This window comes from Devosia sp. MDV22-iso42 (assembly GCF_058629155.1).
In genome coordinates this window covers 232,895-252,929 of record NZ_JBZVWR010000009.1, presented here as the reverse complement: position 1 = coordinate 252,929, position 20,035 = coordinate 232,895, and the positions used below count along the sequence as shown (strand labels likewise).

The following is a 20,035-nucleotide window of genomic DNA, read 5'->3' as shown; positions in this document are numbered from 1 at the left end:
GAATAGAAAGCCGCGCGCCCCGGGGGGACGCGCGGCAAGGATCAGTGTCAGGCGCGGCTGAGAATGTCGTTGGCGCCATTGACCAGATCGGCACCGGCCTGTTCTGGCGTCTTGGCGCCGAAACCGACTTCCTGGCCGAGGGTACGGATCAGGGAGGCGTCGATTTCACCGGCCGCAGCGGGTGGGGATGGGGGCAGCGGCCCCAGCAGGTCGCCCAGATTGGCCACGAAGTTGAGCGCGATCTGGCTCTGTTCGTCCAGCGTCGGCGCGACAACGTCGCGCGTGGCGGCCGAGCAGGGAATGCCGCGCTCGACGCCCAGGATCTTGGCAGCTTCCGGATCGGAGATGAAGAAGTTCAGGAACTCGGCAGCCGCTTCCTGCTTGGCCGACGAGCCGGCGATCGAGAAGAACATCGACGGCTTGCGGTAGTGACCGCCGCCCTTGCCGGCTTCGATGCGCGGATAGCCGACCATGTCGAGCTTGTCCTGCATGATGGCCTGGAAGCCCACGAGCTGGTTGGAATTGGAGGGCAGCAGCGCCGCCTTGCCCAGCACCAGCATGGTGGTTTCGAGCGGGCCGGTATCGAGAGCCTGGTCTTCAGCCGAGACGCAGACGCCGGCTTCGCGCAGCTTGGCCCACATGGTGTACCACTCGACCGCATCGGCCTCGTCATAGCCCAGCTTGCCGTCGGCGGTGTAGAGAGCCTTGCCGCGCTGGCGCAGCCAGTTGTCGAGCATGGGCTCGGAATAGGAGCCGTCCATGATCGCCTTCATGCCGCCGCGGATATTGGCGGTCTTGAAGGCCTCGCCAATGGTCATCAGGTCGTCATAGGTCCAGGCATTGGTCGGCACCGCGACGCCGACTTCCTCGAAAGCGGCGGTATTGACCAGCATGGCGACCGAGTTGGCGCCCAGCGAAATGCCATAGAGCTTGCCGTCGACCTTGCCGCCTTCGAGCTGGTCGGCGTCGAAATCGGCGAGGTTGAGGGCGCCGCCGACGAATTCATCAAGCGGCGCGATGGCGTTGCGCTTGGCGTATTCGACGATGTAGCGATAATCCATCTGGATGATGTCGGGGGCATTGCCGCCGGCCGTCTGGGTCGCCAGCTTGGGCCAGTAGTCGTTCCAGGCGAGGAACTCGGCTTCCATCTGGGTGCCCTTGGCCGCCGTATAGAGGTCGGTCACGCCATAGGTACGGTCGGCACGGGCCTGGCCGCCCCAGAAGATCAGGCGCAGGCTCTCGGCCTGGGCGAAGCTGGGCGAAATGCCGGCAGCGCCGGCAGCGAGCAGCGCGGAGCTGCCCATCAGGAATTGACGGCGATCAAGACGAATAGACATCAGGTTTTCCTCCCATGAATGTGGTCGTTCCGAGCCTTGGAACGGGTGTAACGCAGCAGCCTCCCGCCGCTAAATCACTAACCGGTTACATAATGGCGCTACCTGACATCGCTGTCCTTGGCAAGCCTCAATGCCTTCTGCGAAATCACGCATTCGCAAATTGCACAAATAACCGACTGGTTACGACATAGCATACTGATTTGGCGGGGCGCAATCGACTTGTATGGAAGATTTCCGAGGGTCGTTAACATCCCGCTGACCAGACCGTGATCGTTTGCTAGATCCTTGAATTTGTGTGTCTTTATGACGCAAAACCGGATCCCGATAAGCGCCGCCTCCGTCGTCCTTGGGGGACGAACTGGTCTTGTTGTCGACAAGTCTGGCTCAGACTGGACCAAAAGAAAAATACGAAATACCCTGTCTACTATAGATAAAATCTATGGGAGAGCGGCGTGGACAAATTGCTGAACCAGTTCCTGGCCGTCGCCGAGGCGGGGACAATCAGCGGCGCCGCCACTGCGCTGTTCATCACCCAGCCGACGCTGACCTTCAACATGCGCAAGCTCGAGGAAACCATGGGCGTGCCGCTGCTGACGCGCTCGTCGCGCGGGGTGGAGCTGACCGCCTATGGCGAAACGCTCTACCAGAATGCGCGGCTGATGCGGCGGCTGCATGACAATACGCTCAAGGCCATCGAGCAGCAGCGCGGCCGCATCGAGCAGGGGCTCAATATCGGCACCGGCTATTCGTGGTGGACGCTGTTCATCCGCGACATGGTGGTGGACTATGCAAGCGAATTCGCCAGTGCGCGGGTGCATGTCAGCCTGGGCAACCAGCTGCGCCTGATGGACCAGTTGCTGACCGGCGACATCTCGCTGTTCGTCGGGCACGAGATCGAGGGGCTCAACCGCAGCACCGGGGCGCAGTTCGTGCCGCTGACCCGGGTCGGCCAGGGCTATTTCGTGCGCCAGGGCCATGGCCTGCTGCAGGCGCCGCGCAGCCTGGCCGAGATCGAGACCTATCCGGCAGTGACCAGCGCCCTGCCCGAAACGCGGCATCAGCGGTTCTTTGAAACCTGGAGCCGCACCACCGCCGCCAGTGCCAATTTCGATCAGGGCAAATATGCCTTTGCTTCCAATTCGCTGGCGGCGTGTCTGGACTATGTCGAGCGCACCGATGCGGTGATCGCCCATACCGAAGTGATGGAGCCCGAATTTTCCCGGCGCGGGCTGGGGCGCATCACGCTGACCGAGCCGACGCGACAGAACACGATCGGGCTTTACGTGCTGAGCGAGCGCGCCGAGGAGCCCCGCGTGGCCGAACTGATCGGCTGGCTGCAGAGCGCCGCCCGGGCCGTGCTGCCGCCGCTGGCTTAGGCCGGCTTGGTGCGCAGATAGTCGAGCACCATCTGCACCGCCTGGGCCTCGCGCTCCTGCACCATGTCGATGGCGGCCAGGTCGCGGGCAAAGATCACCGAGAGCGTAGCCATGTTGGAGACGTAGAAAAAGCCCAAGGCGGCGATTGAAATATAAAGCTGTACCGGATCGACATCGCGGCGGAAGACGCCGGCATCGGCGCCGCGCTCGACAATGGTGGTGATCTGCCCCACCAGCGGCGAATGCAGTGCCTGGATATCGGGCATGGACTTGAGGAAACGCGCATTCTCGATGTTTTCGGTATTGAGCAGGCGCGGAAACCAGGGATTGGCGAGAAAGTGCCGGAAGGTGAAGCGCACCAGCCGGTCCATGGCCTCGACGGGGCCGAACTGGTCCAGGCTCAGCGCCTTCTCGCCGCGGCGGATCTCCTGATAGGCGTCAAGCAGCACCGCCCGGTAGAGATCTTCCTTGTTGCCATAGTAGTGGTAGAGCAGGCGCTTGTTGGCGCCGGCCAGTGCGGCAATGGCATCCACCCGTGCGCCCTCAAAACCGCGCTCGGCAAATTCAGCCCGTCCGGCGACAAGAATCTCCGCCTTGGTCTTGGCACTGTCGCGCGCGCGCTTGACCCGGGGCGTCTTGGGCTTGGGCGTCTCGGCCTTGGGCGGGGTCGCCGGCTTGGTTGCGGTGGGAGACAGCTCTGACACGCTTGGATACCGCCGAAATGGGCTTGAGGATGATGACAACAATGGTCCGCCAGATACCAGCACCGACGGGACGGGTAAAGAACGGGACGGCGCCGATCCCGTGACCGGCAGCAAGCCTTGCGGCCCGGGCCAGCGCTGGTGCAGCAGCAGGCAGACTGGGTGGGCGGGAACGCGCTGTCAATGACAAGTAACCGCGCGGTGACGTCGAATGGCGCGTTGTGCCCGATATTTCGATTGCCGGGCCGGACAATGCGGGCAAGATTGGCGCCCATGCGGCTGCGGCCGGCACCGGGATGGCGACAGGCGAGGGCGGCATGGATTTGAGTTCGATACTGATCATGGTGCTGGCGCTGGGTGCCGGGGCCGTGGTCAAGGGCGCCACCGGCATGGGCCTGCCGCTGATTGCACTGCCGGTGCTGACCGCGGTGTTCGGCCTGCAGCATGCGGTGGGGCTGATGACCATTCCGCTGATCGTCACCAATGCCTGGCAGGTCTGGCGCTTTCGCGCCGAGGCGGCAACACCGCGCATGGCCTTCATGCCCTGGTTTCTGGTGGGCGGCGCCCTGGGCATCATGCTGGGCACCTGGGCGCTGACCAGCCTGCCCGAGCGGCTGCTGGTGCTGGGGCTCGGCGTGATTCTGCTGGCCTATGTGGCGCTGCGGCTGGCCACCCCGCACTGGTCGCTCAGTCTGGTGATGGCCAAGCGATTCGGCCCGCTGGCGGGACTGGGCGGCGGCACGCTGCAGGGCGCCACCGGCATTTCCGCGCCCATCGGGGTCACCTTCATCCACGCCATGGGGCTGGACCGGGCCGCCCATGTCTATGCCGTCTCGACCATGTTCCTGCTGTTCTCGGTGGTGCAGCTGCCGGCGCTGTTTGTGGCCGGGGTGATGCAGCCGCTCTGGCTGCTGCAGGGGCTGCTGGCCCTGGTGCCGATCCTGATCTTCATGCCGATCGGGCAATGGGTCAGCGGCAAGCTCAGCCGCGCCGCCTTTGACCGCATGATCCTGGTCTTTCTGGGCGCCATCGGGGTCAAGATGGTGCTGGGGTTCTGAGCCGGCGGCCGACAAATCTGCCGATGCCGGCTTGACGGACATCGATCTGCCCGTATACGTAAGTAACTAATCAGTTACACGAGAATGCGCGCAGGGAGGAATTTGCGATGGCGGACAGACGGCTTGGCCTGATCATGCACGGGGTCACCGGACGCATGGGTTACAACCAGCACCTGGTGCGCTCGATCCTGGCGATCCGCGACCAGGGCGGCATTGCGCTGGCCAATGGCGACCGCCTGGTGGTCGACCCGATCATTGTCGGCCGCGACGCCGACAAGATCGAGCGGCTGGCCAAAAAGCACGACATCAAGCGCTGGAGCAACGACCTCGATGCGGCCTTGGCCAATCCGGACGATACGGTGTTCTTCGATGCCGGCACCACGCTGATGCGCGCCAGCCTGATCGAAAAGGCACTGGCCGCCGGCAAGCATGTCTATTGCGAAAAGCCGACCTCGGATTCGCTGGAAATCGCCGTCAACCTGGCCAAGACCGCCCGGGCTTCGGGGCTCAAGCATGGCGTGGTGCAGGACAAGCTGTTCCTGCCCGGCCTGATGAAGCTCAAGATGCTGCGCGATAGCGGGTTTTTCGGCGAGATCCTGTCGGTGCGCGGCGAGTTCGGCTATTGGGTCTTCGAGGGCGACTGGCAGCCCGCGCAGCGCCCGAGCTGGAACTATCGCAAGAAGGATGGCGGCGGCATTATCCTCGATATGCTGTGCCACTGGCGCTATGTGCTCGACAACCTGTTCGGCGAGGTCAAGGCCGTCTCCTGCCTGGGCGCCACCCACATCCCCAATCGCGTCGATGAAAAGGGCCAGCCTTACAAGGCCGATACCGATGACGCGGCCTATGCCACCTTCGAGCTCGAGGGCGGCGTGATCGCCCAGATCAATTCAAGCTGGACCACCCGCGTGCGGCGCGACGACCTGGTCACCTTCCATGTCGACGGCACGCATGGCTCGGCCGTGGCCGGGCTGCACAAATGCTGGACCCAGCATCGCGTCAATACGCCCAAGCCGGTATGGAACCCCGACCAGCCGCAGACGATGAACTTCTTCAACGACTGGGAAGAAGTGCCCGACAACTGGCCGGCGCAGAACGGCTTCAAGGCGCAGTGGGAAATGTTCCTGCGCCACGTCGCCGAAGACGCGCCCTGGGAATATGGCCTCGAGGCCGGCGCCAAGGGCGTGCAGCTGGCCGAGCTCGGCCTCAAGAGCTGGGCCGAACGCCGCTGGCTCGACGTGCCGAAGCTCGAATTCTAGGCGACAGACTAACCGTTGTGGGTGTCATTCCGGCCTGCGCCGGGGTGACACCGCGTTTGTTGTGGCTTCCTCCGGAGACGCCCTATGCCCACCATCAACCTGCCCAATGCCGACCGCTCCATCACCCCCTATGCGCTGACCGGCGAACCCATCGCCTTCGTCAAGCACAAGGCCAGCGACTTCAATCGCATCGCCTATGCGGCGGCTCACGTGGTGGCCGATCCGCTGGCCAGCAACGATCCCTGGCTGACCCCGGCGATCGACTGGGACACGACGCTCAAGTTCCGCCACCGCCTCTGGGATCTGGGGCTGGGCGTCGCCGAAGCCATGGATACAGCCCAGCGTGGCATGGGTCTGGGCTGGCCCGAGGCGCAGGAACTGATCCGCCGCGCCCAGGCCGAAGCCCGTACCCGGGACGATGCCCTGATCGCCTATGGCGCCGGCACCGATCACCTTATGGCTGGCCCGGACGTCACCATCGACCAGATCATCAAGGCCTATGAAGAGCAGGTCGGCTTTGTCGAGGCCCAGGGCGGCCGCGTCATCCTGATGGCCAGCCGTGCCCTCGCGGCTGCCGCCAAGTCCCCCGATGATTATGCGCGCGTCTATGGCCACATCCTCAGCCAGGTGCAGCAGCCGGTGGTGATGCACTGGCTGGGCGAAATGTTCGATCCGGCTTTGCAGGGCTATTGGGGCAATATCGACCATGACCGGGCGATGGACGTCTGTCTCGACGTCATCGCCGCCCATGCCGACAAAGTCGACGGCATCAAGATCTCGCTGCTCTCGGCGGAAAAGGAGATCGCCATGCGCCGTCGCCTGCCGGCATCGGTCAAGATGTATACCGGCGACGATTTCAACTATGCCGAGCTGATCGCCGGCGACGCGCAGGGCTATAGTCACGCTTTGCTTGGCATTTTCGACGCCATCGCGCCGGCGGCCTCCGCCGCCCTGGCGGCGCTCGGCAAGGGCGATGACAAAGAGTTCTTCACCCTGCTCGAACCCACGGTACCCTTGAGCCGGCATATCTTTGCCGCCCCGACCCGGTTCTACAAAACCGGCGTGGTGTTCCTGGCCTATCTCAACGGGCTGCAGGACCATTTCCAGATGATCGGCGGGCAGCAGTCCACCAGATCGGTGCAGCACCTGGCGGAACTGTTCCGCCTGGCAGACCAGGCACGGGTTCTGGGTGACCCCGATCTGGCGGTAAAACGCATGCAGGCCATGCTTCAGGTCAATGGGGTGCCGGCATGACCATGCAGCGCAAGATTTCGCTGAACCTGGCGACGACGCGCCAGGTCTGGGGCTTTGCCGAGGCGGTCGATGGCTGCCTCAAAGCCGGCATCACCGCCATTTCCCCCTGGCGCGACCAGATCGCGGCCATCGGCCTCAACGAAGCGGCGCGCATCGTGCGCGACAACAAGATCCAGGTCACCGGCGTCTGTCGCGGCGGCATGTTCCCGGCCGAAACCGCAGCCGGACGCCAGGCGCAGATCGACGATAACCTCCATGCCATCGATGAAGCCGCCGCGCTCAATGCCGATTGCCTTGTGCTGGTGGTGGGCGGATTGCCCGGCAGTTCCAAGGACTTGCCGGGTGCCCGCGGCATGGTCAGCGACGGCATTGCCGCCATGCTGCCGCATGCCAAGGCAAGCGGCGTCAAGATCGCCATCGAGCCGCTGCACCCCATGTATGCCGCCGACCGGGCCTGCGTGAACACCATCGATCAGGCGCTCGATATCTGCGAGACGCTGGGCGAAAATGTCGGCGTCGCCATCGACGTCTACCATGTGTGGTGGGACCCGCGGCTGGCGGGCGCCATTGCCCGGGCCGGGCGGATGAACCGCATCTTTGCCCATCATATCTGCGACTGGCTGGTGCCGACCAAGGACATGCTGCTCGATCGCGGCATGATGGGCGATGGGGTGATCGACCTGCCCGCCATCCGAAAGATGATTGAAGATGCCGGCTTTTTCGGTCCGCAGGAAGTGGAAATCTTCAGCCAGGACAACTGGTGGAAACGCCCTGGGGACGAAGTCCTCGCCGTCATCAAGGAGCGCGTCGCCACCGTCTGCTAGGCAATAAAAACCCCCGGGGCGCGCCTCGGGGGTCTGTGCATTGAAGGATCTTACGACGCCTTGGTATAGGACAGCGTCTGGCACAGAATGCCGGCACGGCAGCCCTGGATTTCAACGGTATCTTCGCTGACCTGGGTAATGGTCGCTGCGGCGCTGAGGCCACCGGCGACGAGTTCGCCCTTCCACTCGTTTTCAGCAACCTGCTCGGCCGCAATCACCTGCTTGCCGACAAAGGCCAGATTGTCCTCGGTTGCCGATTCACCCTCGAGGTTGGTCAGTACGGCGCAGAGCGTGGTGCCACCGTCGCCGCAGGACTGAAACTCGAACGAAGTGCCATATTGGTCGACAAAGGTGCCGGTCGGAATGGCCTCCTGGGCGAACACGGCTGGCGCGGCAAGGCTGGCGCAGAGGGCAGTCACGGCAAAGGTCGTTTTCAAGATGTTCATGGTGATCTCCATCACGACGGCTCCCGCCCAGGGCAATCGCTATGATTGTTGAATGCTTACCCAACGTCGGCAAAAGCGCATTGGTTGCCGCGGCTGACGGGCGCGTCGATCACAACTGCTGATCACCGCCGGAAGGTTGCGGCCATTTCGATATGAGTGGACTGGGTGAACTGATCGATGGCGACGAGGTCGCTCATCGTGTAGCCGCCGGCCACCAGGATGGCGGCATCGCGGGCAAAGGTGCGCGCATCGCAGGCCGCCATGACCACGGTCTTGACCTTGGATTTGGCCAGTTCGCGCACCTGCGCCTCGGCGCCCGAGCGCGGCGGATCGAGCACGACGAAGTCATAGTTGAGCTCATACTGGGTCAGCGGGTCGCGGAACAGGTCCTGGCACTTGGCGGTGATCTCGCGCAGGCCCTTGGTGAATCGACGGGCCTGATCCAGCGCGGCGATGCCGGCCCGGTCGTTGTCAAACGCCATGACCGGGCGCTGTTCGGCCAGCCGCAGGGCAAAGGGGCCGAGGCCACAGAACAGGTCGGCCACGGTCTTGACCTTGCGGTCCACCGCGCCCAGCACATAGTCGGCCAAGAGGTTTTCGGCGGCGGCGGTGGCCTGAAGGAAACTGCCAATCGGCAGCTCGACCCGGGCGCGACCCATTTCAACCACGGGCGGTTGGGCCTGCAGCACCATCTCGCCATTGAGCGCCAGCCGGGCCATCCGGAAGCGGGCCACCAGCGGCGCGACGCGGTCATGGCGGGCCTGCTTCTTTTCGGTGCGGATGGCGACATCGAGTCCGGAGAGGGTAGCAACCAGGCTCACATCGGCCTCGCCAACCGCCTGGAACACGGCGCGGGCAATGTCGGGCGCCTTGTCGAGGCCCGGCACCAGAATGGGGCAGGCATCAATATCGTGCACCTGGTGGCTGCGCAGCCGCATATAGCCGACGCCCTCGCGTCGGGCATGCAGGGTAGCGCGGCGGCGACCCGCGCCAGCGGCGTCGATGAAGCGCGAGACCGGCAGCTCGATGCCGGCAAAGCGCAGCGGCGTCTCGATCAGGCCGATCTTGAAGGCCTCGTAGCTGGGGCGATCCAGATGCTGCAGCTGGCAGCCGCCGCAGGCGCCAAAATGCGGGCAGAACGGTTCAATGCGATTTGCCGCCGGCGCGATCACCCCCAGCAGCGTGGCCCGGTCACCATCGATCTCGAGCTCGACGCGTTCACCGGGCAGGGCGAAGGGCACGAAGACCTTGTGCCCGTCGATCTCGGCGACGCCCTCGCCCTTGTGGCCGAGGCTGGTGATGGTCGTGATGGTGGTCATGATGATCCGGGGCTTGCTGAACCCGTTCAGTAGCGGCAAGCCCCGGCCAGGTCTAGTGCAGCGGGCGACTGGCCCATTCGAGCAGGCTGGCCAGGCCGACAAAGGGCAGGCCGGCATGCTCGCTCAGCCCCGAGGCGCAGGTGCTGACGGTGGAGACCCCCAAAGTGCAGCCGGCGGGAATGTCGTTTTTGACAAAGCGGGTGGCGTGGGCGTTGAGCTCGGGCACGAAAAGCCCCTTGTCGCCGGCATAGCCACAGCAGGTGACCGAGCTCAGCACGGCGATGGTCTGGGCGCAGGCGCGGGCAATGGCCTCGGTGAGCGGCTGTTCGGCCAGGCGCTGGGCCGAGCAGTTATGGTGAACCGCCACGACAGGCAGCTGCTGCGTGATGGTCAGGCGCGGCAGCACCTGGGCGAGCAGGAACTGAGCGGAATCGAGCACCGGAGCGTCGCCGGGAAAGTCGCGCAGATGCTTGGCGCAAGTCGAGGCATCGGTCACCACGCTGAGCCGTCCGGCGTCCGAGAGCGCCGAGAGTTCACGCGACAGGTCGCCGCCCACCCGGGCCGCCTCTTCGGGGAAGCCCTTGGACTGGAAGGGCTGGCCGCAGCATTGGCCATTGAGGTGCTCAGGCATGACCACGTCAAAGCCGGCCCGCTCGAGCAAAGCCAGCATGGCGTCGGGCACGGCAAGCAGCTCATGATCGCTCTGCGGCGCGCCGAACATGCGGGTGGCGCAGCTGGGGAAATAGACCACCGATGGTCGCGGGCTCTGGGCGATGGGAACGGGAAAGCCGCTGCGTCGCGGATCCTGCCGCGTTTCGCGCGGTTTTGGCGCGCCCGGACCGCGATGCAGTTGCGGCGATAGCCGCGGCACGCGCTTGCCGGTGAGGCGGCGCGCCGTATCGGTCACCGCTGCGACGGCGGGGGCAGGAATGATGGTGCGCGCGACATCGGCCAGGCCCAGGCCGGCGCGCATCAGGCTCTCGACGCTGCCGCGGTGATCGGCCACGAAACCGGCCATGGCCTGTGCCGTGCCACCACGACGCTGGGCGCGCTGGCCCATGATCATGGTGCCGGTCTCGATGCCGACCGGGCAGCGCACCGAGCAGAGATTGCAGGCGGCGCAGGTGTCGAGGCCGGGATACTGGAAGTCGTCGTCCAGCCGCTTGAGGCGGGCCGGATCCTCGCCGCTGGCCCGCAGCCGCTCGCGTTCGCGGGTGACGGCGATGCGCTGGCGCGGCGACAGCGTCATCTGGTGGCTGGGGCAGGCCGGTTCGCAAAAGCCGCATTCGATGCACAGATCGACCAGTTCGTCGGCCGGCGGCATGACCTTGAGATGCTTGATATGGATCTTGTCGTCAGTATTGAGCAACACGCCCGGATTGAGCAGGCCTTCGGGATCGAACAGCGCCTTGATGGCCAGCATCAGCCCATAGGCCTTGGCGCCCCATTCGGCCTCGACAAAGGCGGCAATGGCGCGGCCGGTGCCATGCTCGGCCTTGAGCGAGCCCTGATATTGCACCGAGACCAGGTCGCTCAGCGCCTTGGAAAACCTGTCGAACTTGTCGGCCGCGTCGGGTTGCGAAAAATCGTCACTCATCTGGAAGTGCAGATTGCCGGCCAAAGCATGGCCAAAGATAATGGCGTCGGCATAACCGTGCTCATCGAGCAGCGCGCGCATGTCGAGGACGAATTCGGCGAGGCGTTCGATGGGCGCCGCCACGTCTTCGGTCAGCATGGAGGTGCCCTTGGGCCGGGCTGCGCCGCCCGAGGCAAAAAAGCCCTTGCGGATATCCCACAGCGCGTGGCTGCGGCCTTCGTCGGTGGAAAAATCGACATGGGTGGCGCCGTGGCGGGTCAGCAGTTCCACCGCCTTGGCCACTTCGCTCTCAAGGGTGGTCGCGTCGGGCGCGGTGACGTCGATCAGCACGGCCGGCGAATTGTCGGTCAGCCAGGGCAGCAGCGGCGCCATGGGGGCCAGGTGCTCGACCGTCGCGAGGGCCCGGCGCTCGATATATTCGGCCGCCGTCACGCCCGTGGTCAGCTGCACCCCGCCATTGGCCATTTCGATGATGGCGCGGCCGGCGGTCTGCGGATCGGGAAAGGGCACCAGAGCGGTGGATTTGAACGGGTGCTCGGGGACGGTATTGTAGGTCACCTCGGAAACAAAGCCGAGCGTACCCTCCGAGCCCACCATCAGGTGAATCAGGATATCGAGCGGGTCGTGGTAGTCGACCAAAGCATTGAGCGAATAGCCGACCGTGTTCTTGATGGCATATTTGCGGGTGATCAGCGCCACCAGTTCGGGATCGGCCATGACCTGGTGATGCAGCTGGTGCAAGCCCTCGAGCATGGTGGCATGACTGATGCGAAAGGCGGCGCAGCTTTCCGCATCGCCGGAATCGAGCATGGTGCCGTCGGTCAGTACCAGGCGCAACCGCGCCATGGTGTGATAGGTATTCTGGCTGACGCCGCAGCACATGCCCGATGAATTGTTGTTGACCACGCCGCCAATCTTGCAGGTGGCCTGGCTGGCCGGATCGGGGCCGATCTTTTTGTCATAGGGCTTGAGTGCGGCATTGGCCTGGGCGACGATGATGGCCGGGCCCAGGGTGATCTGCTCGGCGCCGGGATGGATGAAGAGCTTGCGCCAGCCATCGCCGAGCACGGCCAGCACACCATCGGTCACCGCCTGGCCGGACAGCGAGGTGCCGGCGGCGCGAAAGGTAATGGGCAGGTGCTCGGCCCGCGCTGCCGCCATGACGGCGCGCACCTCGTCCTCGGAATTGATGAACACGACCGCGGCCGGAATCAGCCGATAGGAACTGGCGTCGCCGCTCCAGGCATAGGTCATCAGCGGGTCGGTAAACATCTGACCGCGCACCTGGCCCTTGAGCCGCGCCACCAGCCGCTCGCCGGCAGCGTGCCGTTCGGGGGTGACCTGATGAACCGGGGATGGGACGGAGAAAGGGGCTTGCTGCATGCCCCAGAACTAACATGTTAGTTCGCGGCTGCGAAGACCTTTCACGCAGCTTCCGCCAATCGTGTGCGCCCCTAGAGCCCCAGCATGTCAGGCGGCGGGCCCGGGAACTTGCTGTAATCGGTGAGGCTTGCCGTCTCGCCGAGCAGGTCATGCACGGCCCGCGCCGCCTGGTCGATGGCGGAATGGACATAGGCATAGGCGCCCGAATCGGAATTGGCGATGGCGATGCGGCCCCAGGGTTGGCGCGCCGTTTCGATGGGCAAGGGACCGTCGGGCCAGAACTGGTCCCAGGGCCGCATATATTCAAGCGCGTAGCCATGGCTCCAGCGGTTGCAGGTAATAGCCTCGATATCGCGAGCGGCGTCAAAACCATGGGGTCCAAGCGCGCGCTGCAGCATGTCGCGGATTTCGCGCTCCATATCCTCGAAGGTGATGGCGGTCAGCGCCTGACGGCCGGCGGCAGCCTGCTCGCGCGCTGTCATCGACGGATCGCCGGTCAGCGGGATCTTGGAGAGGTGCAGCAGGACCGGATCGGCCGGGACGTCGGCAAACTTGTAGTGGCCCATCGAGACCGGAAAATCGATCTCGGCGCCGCTCCAGAAGCCGGTCAGGTCGCTGAAGCCGGCAATCTTGGCCGCGTCCAGCGCCTGCCAGTTGGCCAGCAGCACATTGGTATAGATCAGCGGTACCTTGTGCTGGTCCTGCAGCGCCTCGACCTGTGCTACAGCCAACTCGTCGGTGAGGTAGGGGATGACGCGATGCCAGCAGGCCAGCACCACCTGGGCGCCGGCGACGGTCTTGAGCGTTTCGCCCTCGAGATAGGTCAACGTCACGCTTGGCGCGTCCGCCGGATCGCCGTCATGCTTGACGCGCACCACCGAGGCATTGAGCCGCAGCCGCACGTCGCTGCCCTCCACATCGAGCCGGTCATAGTCGACAGGCGTGGTCACCAAGTCTTCCATGGTCGAGCCGGGCAAGGAAGCCGGGATCATGGTGCGGACCAGGGAGCGGGCCACGCCCGCATTGCCGTCGGGGAAGTGGTAGATATAGGGGTCGGGATCGGTCAGGGCGAGGCGGCCGGAGGGGCTCATGGTCTTGTAGGGCATGTCGCCCAGATCCATACCGTCAAAGCCCGGATTCCAGTTGCCCCAGGCGTCGAGCGCCGTGGTGCCCTCGATGCCCATGCCGAAATAGGCCTCGGTGGAATGCTGGAAATATTTCACCAGTTCCGCGTCATAGCCGCAGATCTTGGTGAGGAAATCGGCATAGGTGGTGGTCGAGAGGATCTCGAGCTTCTCCTCGCGAGTCTTGCCCGGCAGATAATCGGGCGGGGCATCCAGCAGTTCGATCAGATTGGCCTTGGCAATATCATTGAGCGGCGTCCTGGGCACCCATTCGGCGGCGGAGTCGCTGGTCACCACCAGCACGTCGCCAGAACTGCCCCAGTCGCCGGCGCGGAACAGGATGGCGTCACCCAGCCCGCGCTCCTCGTGCCAGGCCTGGTCATAATAGGTTTCGAACTTTTCAACCTGCACGCCGATATCGGCCAGCACATCCTTGACCAGCGGCGAGAAATAGCTCGGCGTCTGCAGCGACTGGCTGCCGCCATAGCCGATAATGGTCTTGCCATTACCGGCGACAAATTCGTTGCGCCGCGCATGGCCGCCGAAATCGTCATTGTTCTCGAGAATGAGGATGCGGGCGCCCGGGACCTGGCGCTGGTAGAGCCGCGCTGCGGCAAGCCCGGAAATGCCACCGCCGACCACCACGAGGTCGTAGCTCTCTCCCGTTTCGGTCAGCGCCGGGGCACTGTCCCAGAAGGTGCCGTCGCGCACCGCGTGCATGATGTTCATGGCAGTTTCGCTGTGGCCACGCAGCCCGGCGATTTTGGGCGGATAGGATGGCGCCTGAGCCTGGGCCGCGCCGGGAAGCAGCGCAGTAGCAGCGATGCCGGCCGTGGCCAGGGCCATGCCATTGAGGAAATCCCGACGGCTGATCGGGCGGTCCATGCCAAGTTGGCGGTCACGATCGGACAAAGACATGGCGCATCTCCCTCAACGCGTTGCCCAGCCCGGGGAGCATGAAGGGAATCCGGGGCGAAGACAATCGGGCGGCGCGTGCTGTCGCCGCCCGACGGGAAAGGCTCAGATGTCGACGTCGTCGTCGCTCAGGGCCTCGATTTCGGCAGCGGCGCGCCTGAGCACATCGGCCGCATGGCGCTGCTGTTCCTCGCTGGAGCGCCGGGCCTTCTTGAGCGCCGCCTTGAGGGCGCGGCGGGCATCATTGAGCTCGGGGACCACATCCTTGAGATCGCGATCGGCCCGCTGTGCCGAGGGCTCGAAACCGGCCTCGGCCGGCTCCTCGCGCCGTGCCGACCAGTCGGCCTTGGCGAAGTCGCGGAAGTGCCGCATCCGCTCGCCGGCCTTGGCCAGGAAGGCCAGCGTCGATTCGATGGCTTCGCGGTTGTCGTTGAGGTGGGCGCGGCCCTCCTCGGTGATGGTGTAGAGCTTCTTGTTGCCATCGACATGGGAGGTCACGTAGCCGGCCTCCTCAAGGAAGGTCAGGGCCGGATAGACCACGCCGGGGCTGGGGGAATAGAACCCGCCCGATTTCTCCTCGATCGCCTTGATCAGGTCATAGCCATGGCGCGGCTGGGCCTCGATCAGGTAGAGCGCGACCATGCGCAGATCGCCCGAGGCGAGCATGCGGCCAATGCGGAAATTGCCGCCCATATTGCCCCAGTTTTCGGCGCCATCGACGCCGGCGGCCAGCCGTTCCCAGCCGCGGCGGGCCATGGCTTCCATGCGGCGCCAATTGGGTTCGCCATCCTTCCAATAGGTCATTATTATTCTCCGATATATCTTAGCTCTATCTGTACTAAGAGATCGGCGTGACGCACCCACGATTCAAGATATATCGCAGGTTTAATTTGGCCGATGGGACGCGCCCAGCAAAAAGCCCGCAGTGATACTGCGGGCCTGGAATCTGCAGCGTTGAGGCCGATCAGGCGGCGGTGGAGTCGTCGGCCGGCGTGGGGAGTGCCTTGTCGAACTGGCCATGCTTGCGGAAGCGCCAGAGATAGGTGGGCAGGATGGTGTCCATCGAGGTGGGCATGATGCCCATGCCGGCAAAGGTGCGCTTTTCCCTGATGGCGGCGTCCGAAACCACATTGTCGACGCTGAGCAGCTCGACCTGATCGGCGGTGAGCAGAGCGGGGAAGGGCAGGAAAGCCATGACGCCGGCCAGCAGCCTGGCGACGCCGAAGGAGAGCGGCAGCAGCGGCCGGTTGCGCAGCGCCTCGCGCTGCACCCGATCCATCAGCTGGCGATAGGTCTCGACCTGCGGCCCGCCCAGCTCATAAACCTTGCCGGTCTTGAGCTTGCCTTCGGCGGCCAGCACAAAGGCCTCGGCGACGTCGGCCACATAGGCGGGCTGGAACTTGGTATCACCGCCAATCAGCGGCAGCACGGGAAACAGGCGCGCCAGGCCCGCCATCAGATTGAAAAAGCCGTCGCCCGGCCCAAACAGGATCGAGGGCCGCATCACCACGGCATTGGGGAATGCAGCAAAGACGGCGGCTTCGCCTTCCAGCTTGGAGGCGGCGTACTGGCTGATCTCGGCGGCCTTGTCGACGCCGAGCGCCGACATATGCACCAGAGCGCTGGCGCCGGCGGCCTTGGCTGCCTGGGCAATGGCCCGCGCGCCATCGACATGGACAGCGGTAAAGGTCTGGGCGCCGCTATTGGCGCCGATGCCGACCAGGTTGATGACCACGTCGGCGCCGGCTACGGCGCGCTGGATCGAGGCCAGGTTGCGGATATTGGCCTGGATGGGCACCACCTGCCCCACCGTGCCGAGCGGGCGCACATGGCCGGCCAGATCGGGACGGCGCACGGCAACGCGCACCCGATGCCCCTTGGCGGCCAGCAACTGGACAATCTGGGTGCCGACGAAACCCGAGCCGCCAAACACGGTGACAAGTTTAGGGTCAAGGCTTTCCATGGGTGGGCTCCGGCAGAAGGGCAAAACGCTCCCGCTTCTAGCGCACGCCCCGCGGTGCTGTCGAGGCCCGGACCTGCGGCACAAGGCGCTGGCGGGCCGACGGCCATGAGGACAGAGCGGCAGTTGCCGCCCGGCACGCCACCTTGGGGAGAGTGCCAATTGCGGCGCTGCGCGAATAGGTGATTGACATCAGTGTCTAGTGCCCCTAATCACCCCCTGCCTGCCCAGATGGCGGAATTGGTAGACGCGCACGGTTCAGGTCCGTGTACCGCAAGGTGTGGAAGTTCGAGTCTTCTTCTGGGCACCAAGTTTAGACCCCGGTCCGACGAAAGTCGCGGCCGGGGTCTTTGGTTTTGGGCGGTCCTCTGGTGACCGGCGCGTGTGCGGCATCCGCGCCGACTTGGCAAAACGTGCCCGTCAACCGCGGCAAATCATATCAAGCTTTCTTTATATCCGCCTTGACCGGTTAGGCTTTGGGTGTCACAAACCTGTCCGAATGGCTTGTTTTGAGCCCTTTTCAGCCAGCCTAGGGGATTTTGCGTGGTCAGGTCGTCTTTTGTATTCACCTCGGAATCGGTCTCCGAAGGTCATCCGGACAAGGTATGCGACCGGATCAGCGACGAAATCGTCGACCTGGTTTTCCGCGAGGCCAAGAAGGCCGGCATGGACGCTGGCGCCGTGCGCATCGCCTGCGAAACGCTGGCAACCACCAATCGCGTGATCATTGCCGGCGAAGTGCGCGTCCCCGATTCGCTGCTGAAGAAGGACAAGGAAGGCAAGCAGTTGCTCGACGCTGCCGGCAATCCGGTGGTCAACCCGTCCAAGTTCAAGTCCGCCGCCCGCAAGGCCATTCGCGCCATCGGCTATGAGCAGTCCGGCTTCCACTGGAAGACGGCGCGCATCGATGTGCTGCTGCATGGCCAGTCGGCCGACATTGCCCAGGGCGTCGATGCCAGCGGCAACAAGGATGTGGGCGCCGGCGACCAGGGCATCATGTTCGGCTATGCCTCGCGCGAAACCCCCGAGCTGATGCCGGCGCCGATCTTTTACGCGCACAAGATTCTCGAAGTGCTGACCGCCGCCCGCAAGGAGGGCACCGGCCCGGCCAAGGCGCTCGGCCCCGATGCCAAGAGCCAGGTGACCGTGCGCTACGAGGACGGCAAGCCCGTCGGCGTCACCCAGATCGTGCTGTCGACCCAGCACCTGGATGACACCCTGACCTCGGCCGATGTGCGCAAGATCGTCGAGCCCTATATCCGCCAGGCGCTGCCCGAGGGCTGGATCTCCGAGGACACGGTCTGGCACGTCAACCCGACCGGCAAGTTCGTGGTCGGCGGCCCCGATGGCGATGCGGGCCTGACCGGTCGCAAGATCATCGTGGACACCTATGGTGGCGCGGCCCCGCATGGCGGCGGCGCGTTTTCGGGCAAGGATCCGACCAAGGTGGACCGTTCGGCGGCCTATGCCGCACGCTATCTGGCCAAGAATGTCGTCGCGGCGGGCCTGGCCGAGCGCGCCACCATCCAGCTCAGCTATGCCATCGGCGTCGCCCATCCGCTGTCGATCAATGTGAACCTGCATGATACCGGCACGGTCGCCGAGGAAGCCGTTGAAGCGGCCCTCTCCAAGGTGATGGACCTGTCGCCCCATGGCATCCGCACCCATCTCGATCTCAACAAGCCCATCTATGCCAAGACCTCGGCCTATGGCCATTTCGGCCGCAAGGCTGGTCGCGACGGCAGCTTCTCCTGGGAAAAAACCGATCTGGTCGCCGCCCTCAAGGCTGCCGTGAAGTAACGCTGACCGATCAAAAGCCTGCTACCATGCACCTTGTCTCTGCGCCGTCGGGGACAAGGTGCTTTTTTGATGATGCGAGACCGATGAGCAAGCCCGACCACCAGCTGCCCAAGACGCGCGATGGCGCGCCCCGTGCCTTTTTCGGCCGGCGCTCGGGCAAGAAACTGCATGGCGGACAGCAGGCGCTGTTCGATGCCACCCTGCCCGACCTCGAGATCAAGCTGGACGGAACGCTGGATCCGGGCAGCCTGTTTCCCGCTGCCAAGAAGATCATCGTCGAGATCGGCTATGGCGGGGGCGAGCATCTGGCGCTCGAGGCCGCCAGCCATCCCGAAACCGGCTATATCGGCTGCGAGGTGTTTACCGGGGGCATCGGCAAGATGGTGCAGACCATTGCGGCCGAGGGCCTGAGCAATATCCGCCTCTATACCGACGACGCGCTCAAGCTGCTCACGGCCCTGCCCGATGCCAGCCTGGACGAAGTCTACCTGCTCTATCCCGACCCCTGGCCCAAGACGCGCCACCACAAGCGGCGCTTTGTGTCGCCCACCACGCTGGACGCCCTGGCGCGGGTGATCCGGCCGGGCGGCATGTTTCATTTTGCCACCGATATCGAGGATTATGCCAACTGGACGCTGGCCCATATCGTGCGCAGTCCAGACTTCGCCATGATCCCGCAGCAGCCTGGCGACTGGCACGAGCCCTATCCGGGCTGGCAGGCTACGCGCTACGAGCAAAAGGCGCGCCGCGAAGGCCGCATGATCAGTTTTTATCTGAGTTTTGTGCGCAGGTCGTGACAAGGCGCATGGCTGCCCTGTCAGAATTTTAATCTGCCGGACACTAGACTGCGGGCGCCGCCCCCCCATATGCGGAGCTTGCTTTATCGTTTCCGAGGCGCGTCATGTCCCTATCGCAAAGCTTTCAGCCCGATGACGCCGTGCTGGTGGTGCGACCGGGTAAATGGACCCTCATCATCGTAACGCTGCTGCGCGCCGAAACGTTGCGCTTTTCCGAACTCAAGCGCCATGCCGGCGGCATCTCCCAAAAAATGCTCACCACCACCTTGCGCGATCTCGAGCGCGACGGCTTCGTCACGCGCAAGATCTTTGCGACCATTCCGCCGCGCGTCGACTATGAGCTGACCGAACTGGGCGTGGAGCTGCTGGAACTGGCCGATCGCTGGCGGGTCTTTGCGGCGCGCAATCGCGCCCAGGTGGAAGCGGCAAGACGGCAGTTCGATGCCGCGGGCGGCGAGCCGGTGATCCGGCTCATCCATCCCGCCTAGCATACGGGCGCCGTCGGACCCAGGTCCGGCGGCGCCGTGGTCGGCCAGTCTAGAGGGAGACGGGCTGCAGCTGGACCGGCGTAAAGAACTGCATGGTCTCGGTGCCATCGGCCTGGACCACATAGGCGCGGACCAGATCGCCCCATTCTTCAACCGACGTGGCATTCACGCCCTTGTCATGCAGGCCGGCCAGGATGATTTCCGAGACGAACTGGCGGGAATCGGCATCGCCGTCGCCAAAGGCACCGGCCATTGCGGGAGCGGCAGCGCCGAAGATGGAGGCAGCGGCAACGAGGGCGATTACTGTGTTCTTGATCATTTCGAGTGTTCCTTTCGTTTTGAACACCCTGGAAATGATCCTGACCGGAGGGATCCTCAAGTGCAGAAATCGCGCCAT

General features: G+C 64.5%; 17 protein-coding genes and 1 tRNA gene. 9 read left to right on the top strand and 9 right to left on the bottom strand.

The features are described 5' to 3' along the window. Window positions 1–47: 47 nt before the first annotated feature. Window positions 48–1,337, bottom strand: a complete 1,290-nt coding sequence (locus AC4NN3_RS11205; RefSeq protein ID WP_491927177.1) for an ABC transporter substrate-binding protein — start codon at window positions 1,335–1,337, stop codon at window positions 48–50. Between the two features lie 452 nt (window positions 1,338–1,789). Here AC4NN3_RS11205 and AC4NN3_RS11200 point away from each other — a divergent pair, with 452 nt between their 5' ends. Then, entirely contained in the window at window positions 1,790–2,713 is a 924-nt protein-coding gene (locus tag AC4NN3_RS11200) for a LysR family transcriptional regulator (RefSeq protein ID WP_491927176.1), read from the top strand. Here the strand turns inward: AC4NN3_RS11200 and AC4NN3_RS11195 are convergent. Continuing rightward, window positions 2,710–3,417 carry a TetR/AcrR family transcriptional regulator gene (locus AC4NN3_RS11195; RefSeq protein WP_491927175.1) on the bottom strand — a complete coding sequence of 236 codons (708 nt, stop codon included), beginning with the start codon at window positions 3,415–3,417 and terminating at the stop codon, window positions 2,710–2,712. The two genes, AC4NN3_RS11200 and AC4NN3_RS11195, sit on opposite strands and share 4 nt — an antisense overlap. A 218-nt stretch (window positions 3,418–3,635) precedes the next feature. Here AC4NN3_RS11195 and AC4NN3_RS11190 point away from each other — a divergent pair, with 218 nt between their 5' ends. The 4 genes from AC4NN3_RS11190 to AC4NN3_RS11175 all read left to right on the top strand — a co-directional run bounded on the left by AC4NN3_RS11190 (window position 3,636) and on the right by AC4NN3_RS11175 (window position 7,809). After that, a complete protein-coding gene (locus AC4NN3_RS11190) occupies window positions 3,636–4,472 on the top strand; it encodes a sulfite exporter TauE/SafE family protein (RefSeq protein ID WP_491927174.1) in 837 nt (278 codons plus the stop codon). A 107-nt stretch (window positions 4,473–4,579) separates the two neighbouring features. Continuing rightward, window positions 4,580–5,731: a Gfo/Idh/MocA family protein gene (locus AC4NN3_RS11185; RefSeq protein WP_491927173.1), complete on the top strand. Its 1,152-nt coding sequence runs from the start codon at window positions 4,580–4,582 to the stop codon at window positions 5,729–5,731. A gap of 84 nt (window positions 5,732–5,815) precedes the next feature. Further along, on the top strand, window positions 5,816–6,985 hold the full coding sequence (locus AC4NN3_RS11180) for a dihydrodipicolinate synthase family protein (protein ID WP_491927172.1): 1,170 nt from the start codon (window positions 5,816–5,818) through the stop codon (window positions 6,983–6,985). Between the two features lie 2 nt (window positions 6,986–6,987). Beyond that, entirely contained in the window at window positions 6,988–7,809 is an 822-nt protein-coding gene (locus tag AC4NN3_RS11175) for a sugar phosphate isomerase/epimerase family protein (RefSeq protein ID WP_491927311.1), read from the top strand. Between the two features lie 50 nt (window positions 7,810–7,859). On the opposite strand, the gene AC4NN3_RS11170 is transcribed toward AC4NN3_RS11175, so the two are convergent. From AC4NN3_RS11170 to AC4NN3_RS11145, 6 genes are all read right to left on the bottom strand, one after another. After that, window positions 7,860–8,255, bottom strand: a complete 396-nt coding sequence (locus tag AC4NN3_RS11170; protein ID WP_491927171.1) for a hypothetical protein — start codon at window positions 8,253–8,255, stop codon at window positions 7,860–7,862. A 122-nt stretch (window positions 8,256–8,377) separates the two neighbouring features. Further along, window positions 8,378–9,574, bottom strand: coding sequence for a class I SAM-dependent RNA methyltransferase (locus AC4NN3_RS11165; protein ID WP_491927170.1), 1,197 nt, complete (start codon window positions 9,572–9,574; stop codon window positions 8,378–8,380). Window positions 9,575–9,626: 52 nt separating this feature from the next. Next, entirely contained in the window at window positions 9,627–12,554 is a 2,928-nt protein-coding gene (locus AC4NN3_RS11160; protein WP_491927169.1) for an FAD-binding and (Fe-S)-binding domain-containing protein, read from the bottom strand. 71 nt (window positions 12,555–12,625) lie between these two features. After that, window positions 12,626–14,596: an NAD(P)-binding protein gene (locus tag AC4NN3_RS11155; RefSeq protein ID WP_491927168.1), complete on the bottom strand. Its 1,971-nt coding sequence runs from the start codon at window positions 14,594–14,596 to the stop codon at window positions 12,626–12,628. A 102-nt stretch (window positions 14,597–14,698) separates the two neighbouring features. Further along, window positions 14,699–15,397: a PadR family transcriptional regulator gene (locus AC4NN3_RS11150; RefSeq protein ID WP_491927167.1), complete on the bottom strand. Its 699-nt coding sequence runs from the start codon at window positions 15,395–15,397 to the stop codon at window positions 14,699–14,701. A 160-nt stretch (window positions 15,398–15,557) separates the two neighbouring features. After that, window positions 15,558–16,556 (bottom strand): complex I NDUFA9 subunit family protein, encoded by a 999-nt coding sequence (locus AC4NN3_RS11145; protein WP_491927166.1) that lies wholly within the window; start codon window positions 16,554–16,556, stop codon window positions 15,558–15,560. A 222-nt stretch (window positions 16,557–16,778) separates the two neighbouring features. Here AC4NN3_RS11145 and AC4NN3_RS11140 point away from each other — a divergent pair. From AC4NN3_RS11140 to AC4NN3_RS11125, 4 genes are all read left to right on the top strand, one after another. Further along, window positions 16,779–16,863, top strand: a tRNA-Leu gene (locus AC4NN3_RS11140). Between the two features lie 233 nt (window positions 16,864–17,096). After that, window positions 17,097–18,353 (top strand): methionine adenosyltransferase, encoded by a 1,257-nt coding sequence (gene metK / locus AC4NN3_RS11135; protein WP_491927165.1) that lies wholly within the window; start codon window positions 17,097–17,099, stop codon window positions 18,351–18,353. 83 nt (window positions 18,354–18,436) lie between these two features. Continuing rightward, the gene (gene trmB / locus AC4NN3_RS11130) at window positions 18,437–19,150 is read left to right on the top strand and encodes a tRNA (guanosine(46)-N7)-methyltransferase TrmB (protein ID WP_491927164.1); all 714 of its coding nucleotides are present in this window, start codon (window positions 18,437–18,439) and stop codon (window positions 19,148–19,150) included. A 104-nt stretch (window positions 19,151–19,254) separates the two neighbouring features. Next, window positions 19,255–19,638, top strand: coding sequence for a winged helix-turn-helix transcriptional regulator (locus AC4NN3_RS11125; RefSeq protein ID WP_491927163.1), 384 nt, complete (start codon window positions 19,255–19,257; stop codon window positions 19,636–19,638). A gap of 49 nt (window positions 19,639–19,687) precedes the next feature. On the opposite strand, the gene AC4NN3_RS11120 is transcribed toward AC4NN3_RS11125, so the two are convergent. Next, window positions 19,688–19,957, bottom strand: a complete 270-nt coding sequence (locus AC4NN3_RS11120) for a hypothetical protein (RefSeq protein WP_491927162.1) — start codon at window positions 19,955–19,957, stop codon at window positions 19,688–19,690. Between the last annotated feature and the right edge of the window lie 78 nt (window positions 19,958–20,035).

Coding starts and splice junctions, on each gene's coding strand:
- AC4NN3_RS11205 (WP_491927177.1), bottom strand. CDS start 1,337: ATGTCTATTCGTCTTGATCGCCGTCAATTCCTGATGGGCAGCTCCGCG.
- AC4NN3_RS11185 (WP_491927173.1), top strand. CDS start 4,580: ATGGCGGACAGACGGCTTGGCCTGATCATGCACGGGGTCACCGGACGC.
- AC4NN3_RS11180 (WP_491927172.1), top strand. CDS start 5,816: ATGCCCACCATCAACCTGCCCAATGCCGACCGCTCCATCACCCCCTAT.
- AC4NN3_RS11175 (WP_491927311.1), top strand. CDS start 6,988: ATGCAGCGCAAGATTTCGCTGAACCTGGCGACGACGCGCCAGGTCTGG.
- AC4NN3_RS11170 (WP_491927171.1), bottom strand. CDS start 8,255: ATGAACATCTTGAAAACGACCTTTGCCGTGACTGCCCTCTGCGCCAGC.
- AC4NN3_RS11165 (WP_491927170.1), bottom strand. CDS start 9,574: ATGACCACCATCACGACCATCACCAGCCTCGGCCACAAGGGCGAGGGC.
- AC4NN3_RS11160 (WP_491927169.1), bottom strand. CDS start 12,554: ATGCAGCAAGCCCCTTTCTCCGTCCCATCCCCGGTTCATCAGGTCACC.
- AC4NN3_RS11155 (WP_491927168.1), bottom strand. CDS start 14,596: ATGTCTTTGTCCGATCGTGACCGCCAACTTGGCATGGACCGCCCGATC.
- AC4NN3_RS11150 (WP_491927167.1), bottom strand. CDS start 15,397: ATGACCTATTGGAAGGATGGCGAACCCAATTGGCGCCGCATGGAAGCC.
- AC4NN3_RS11145 (WP_491927166.1), bottom strand. CDS start 16,556: ATGGAAAGCCTTGACCCTAAACTTGTCACCGTGTTTGGCGGCTCGGGT.
- trmB (WP_491927164.1), top strand. CDS start 18,437: ATGAGCAAGCCCGACCACCAGCTGCCCAAGACGCGCGATGGCGCGCCC.
- AC4NN3_RS11125 (WP_491927163.1), top strand. CDS start 19,255: ATGTCCCTATCGCAAAGCTTTCAGCCCGATGACGCCGTGCTGGTGGTG.
- AC4NN3_RS11120 (WP_491927162.1), bottom strand. CDS start 19,957: ATGATCAAGAACACAGTAATCGCCCTCGTTGCCGCTGCCTCCATCTTC.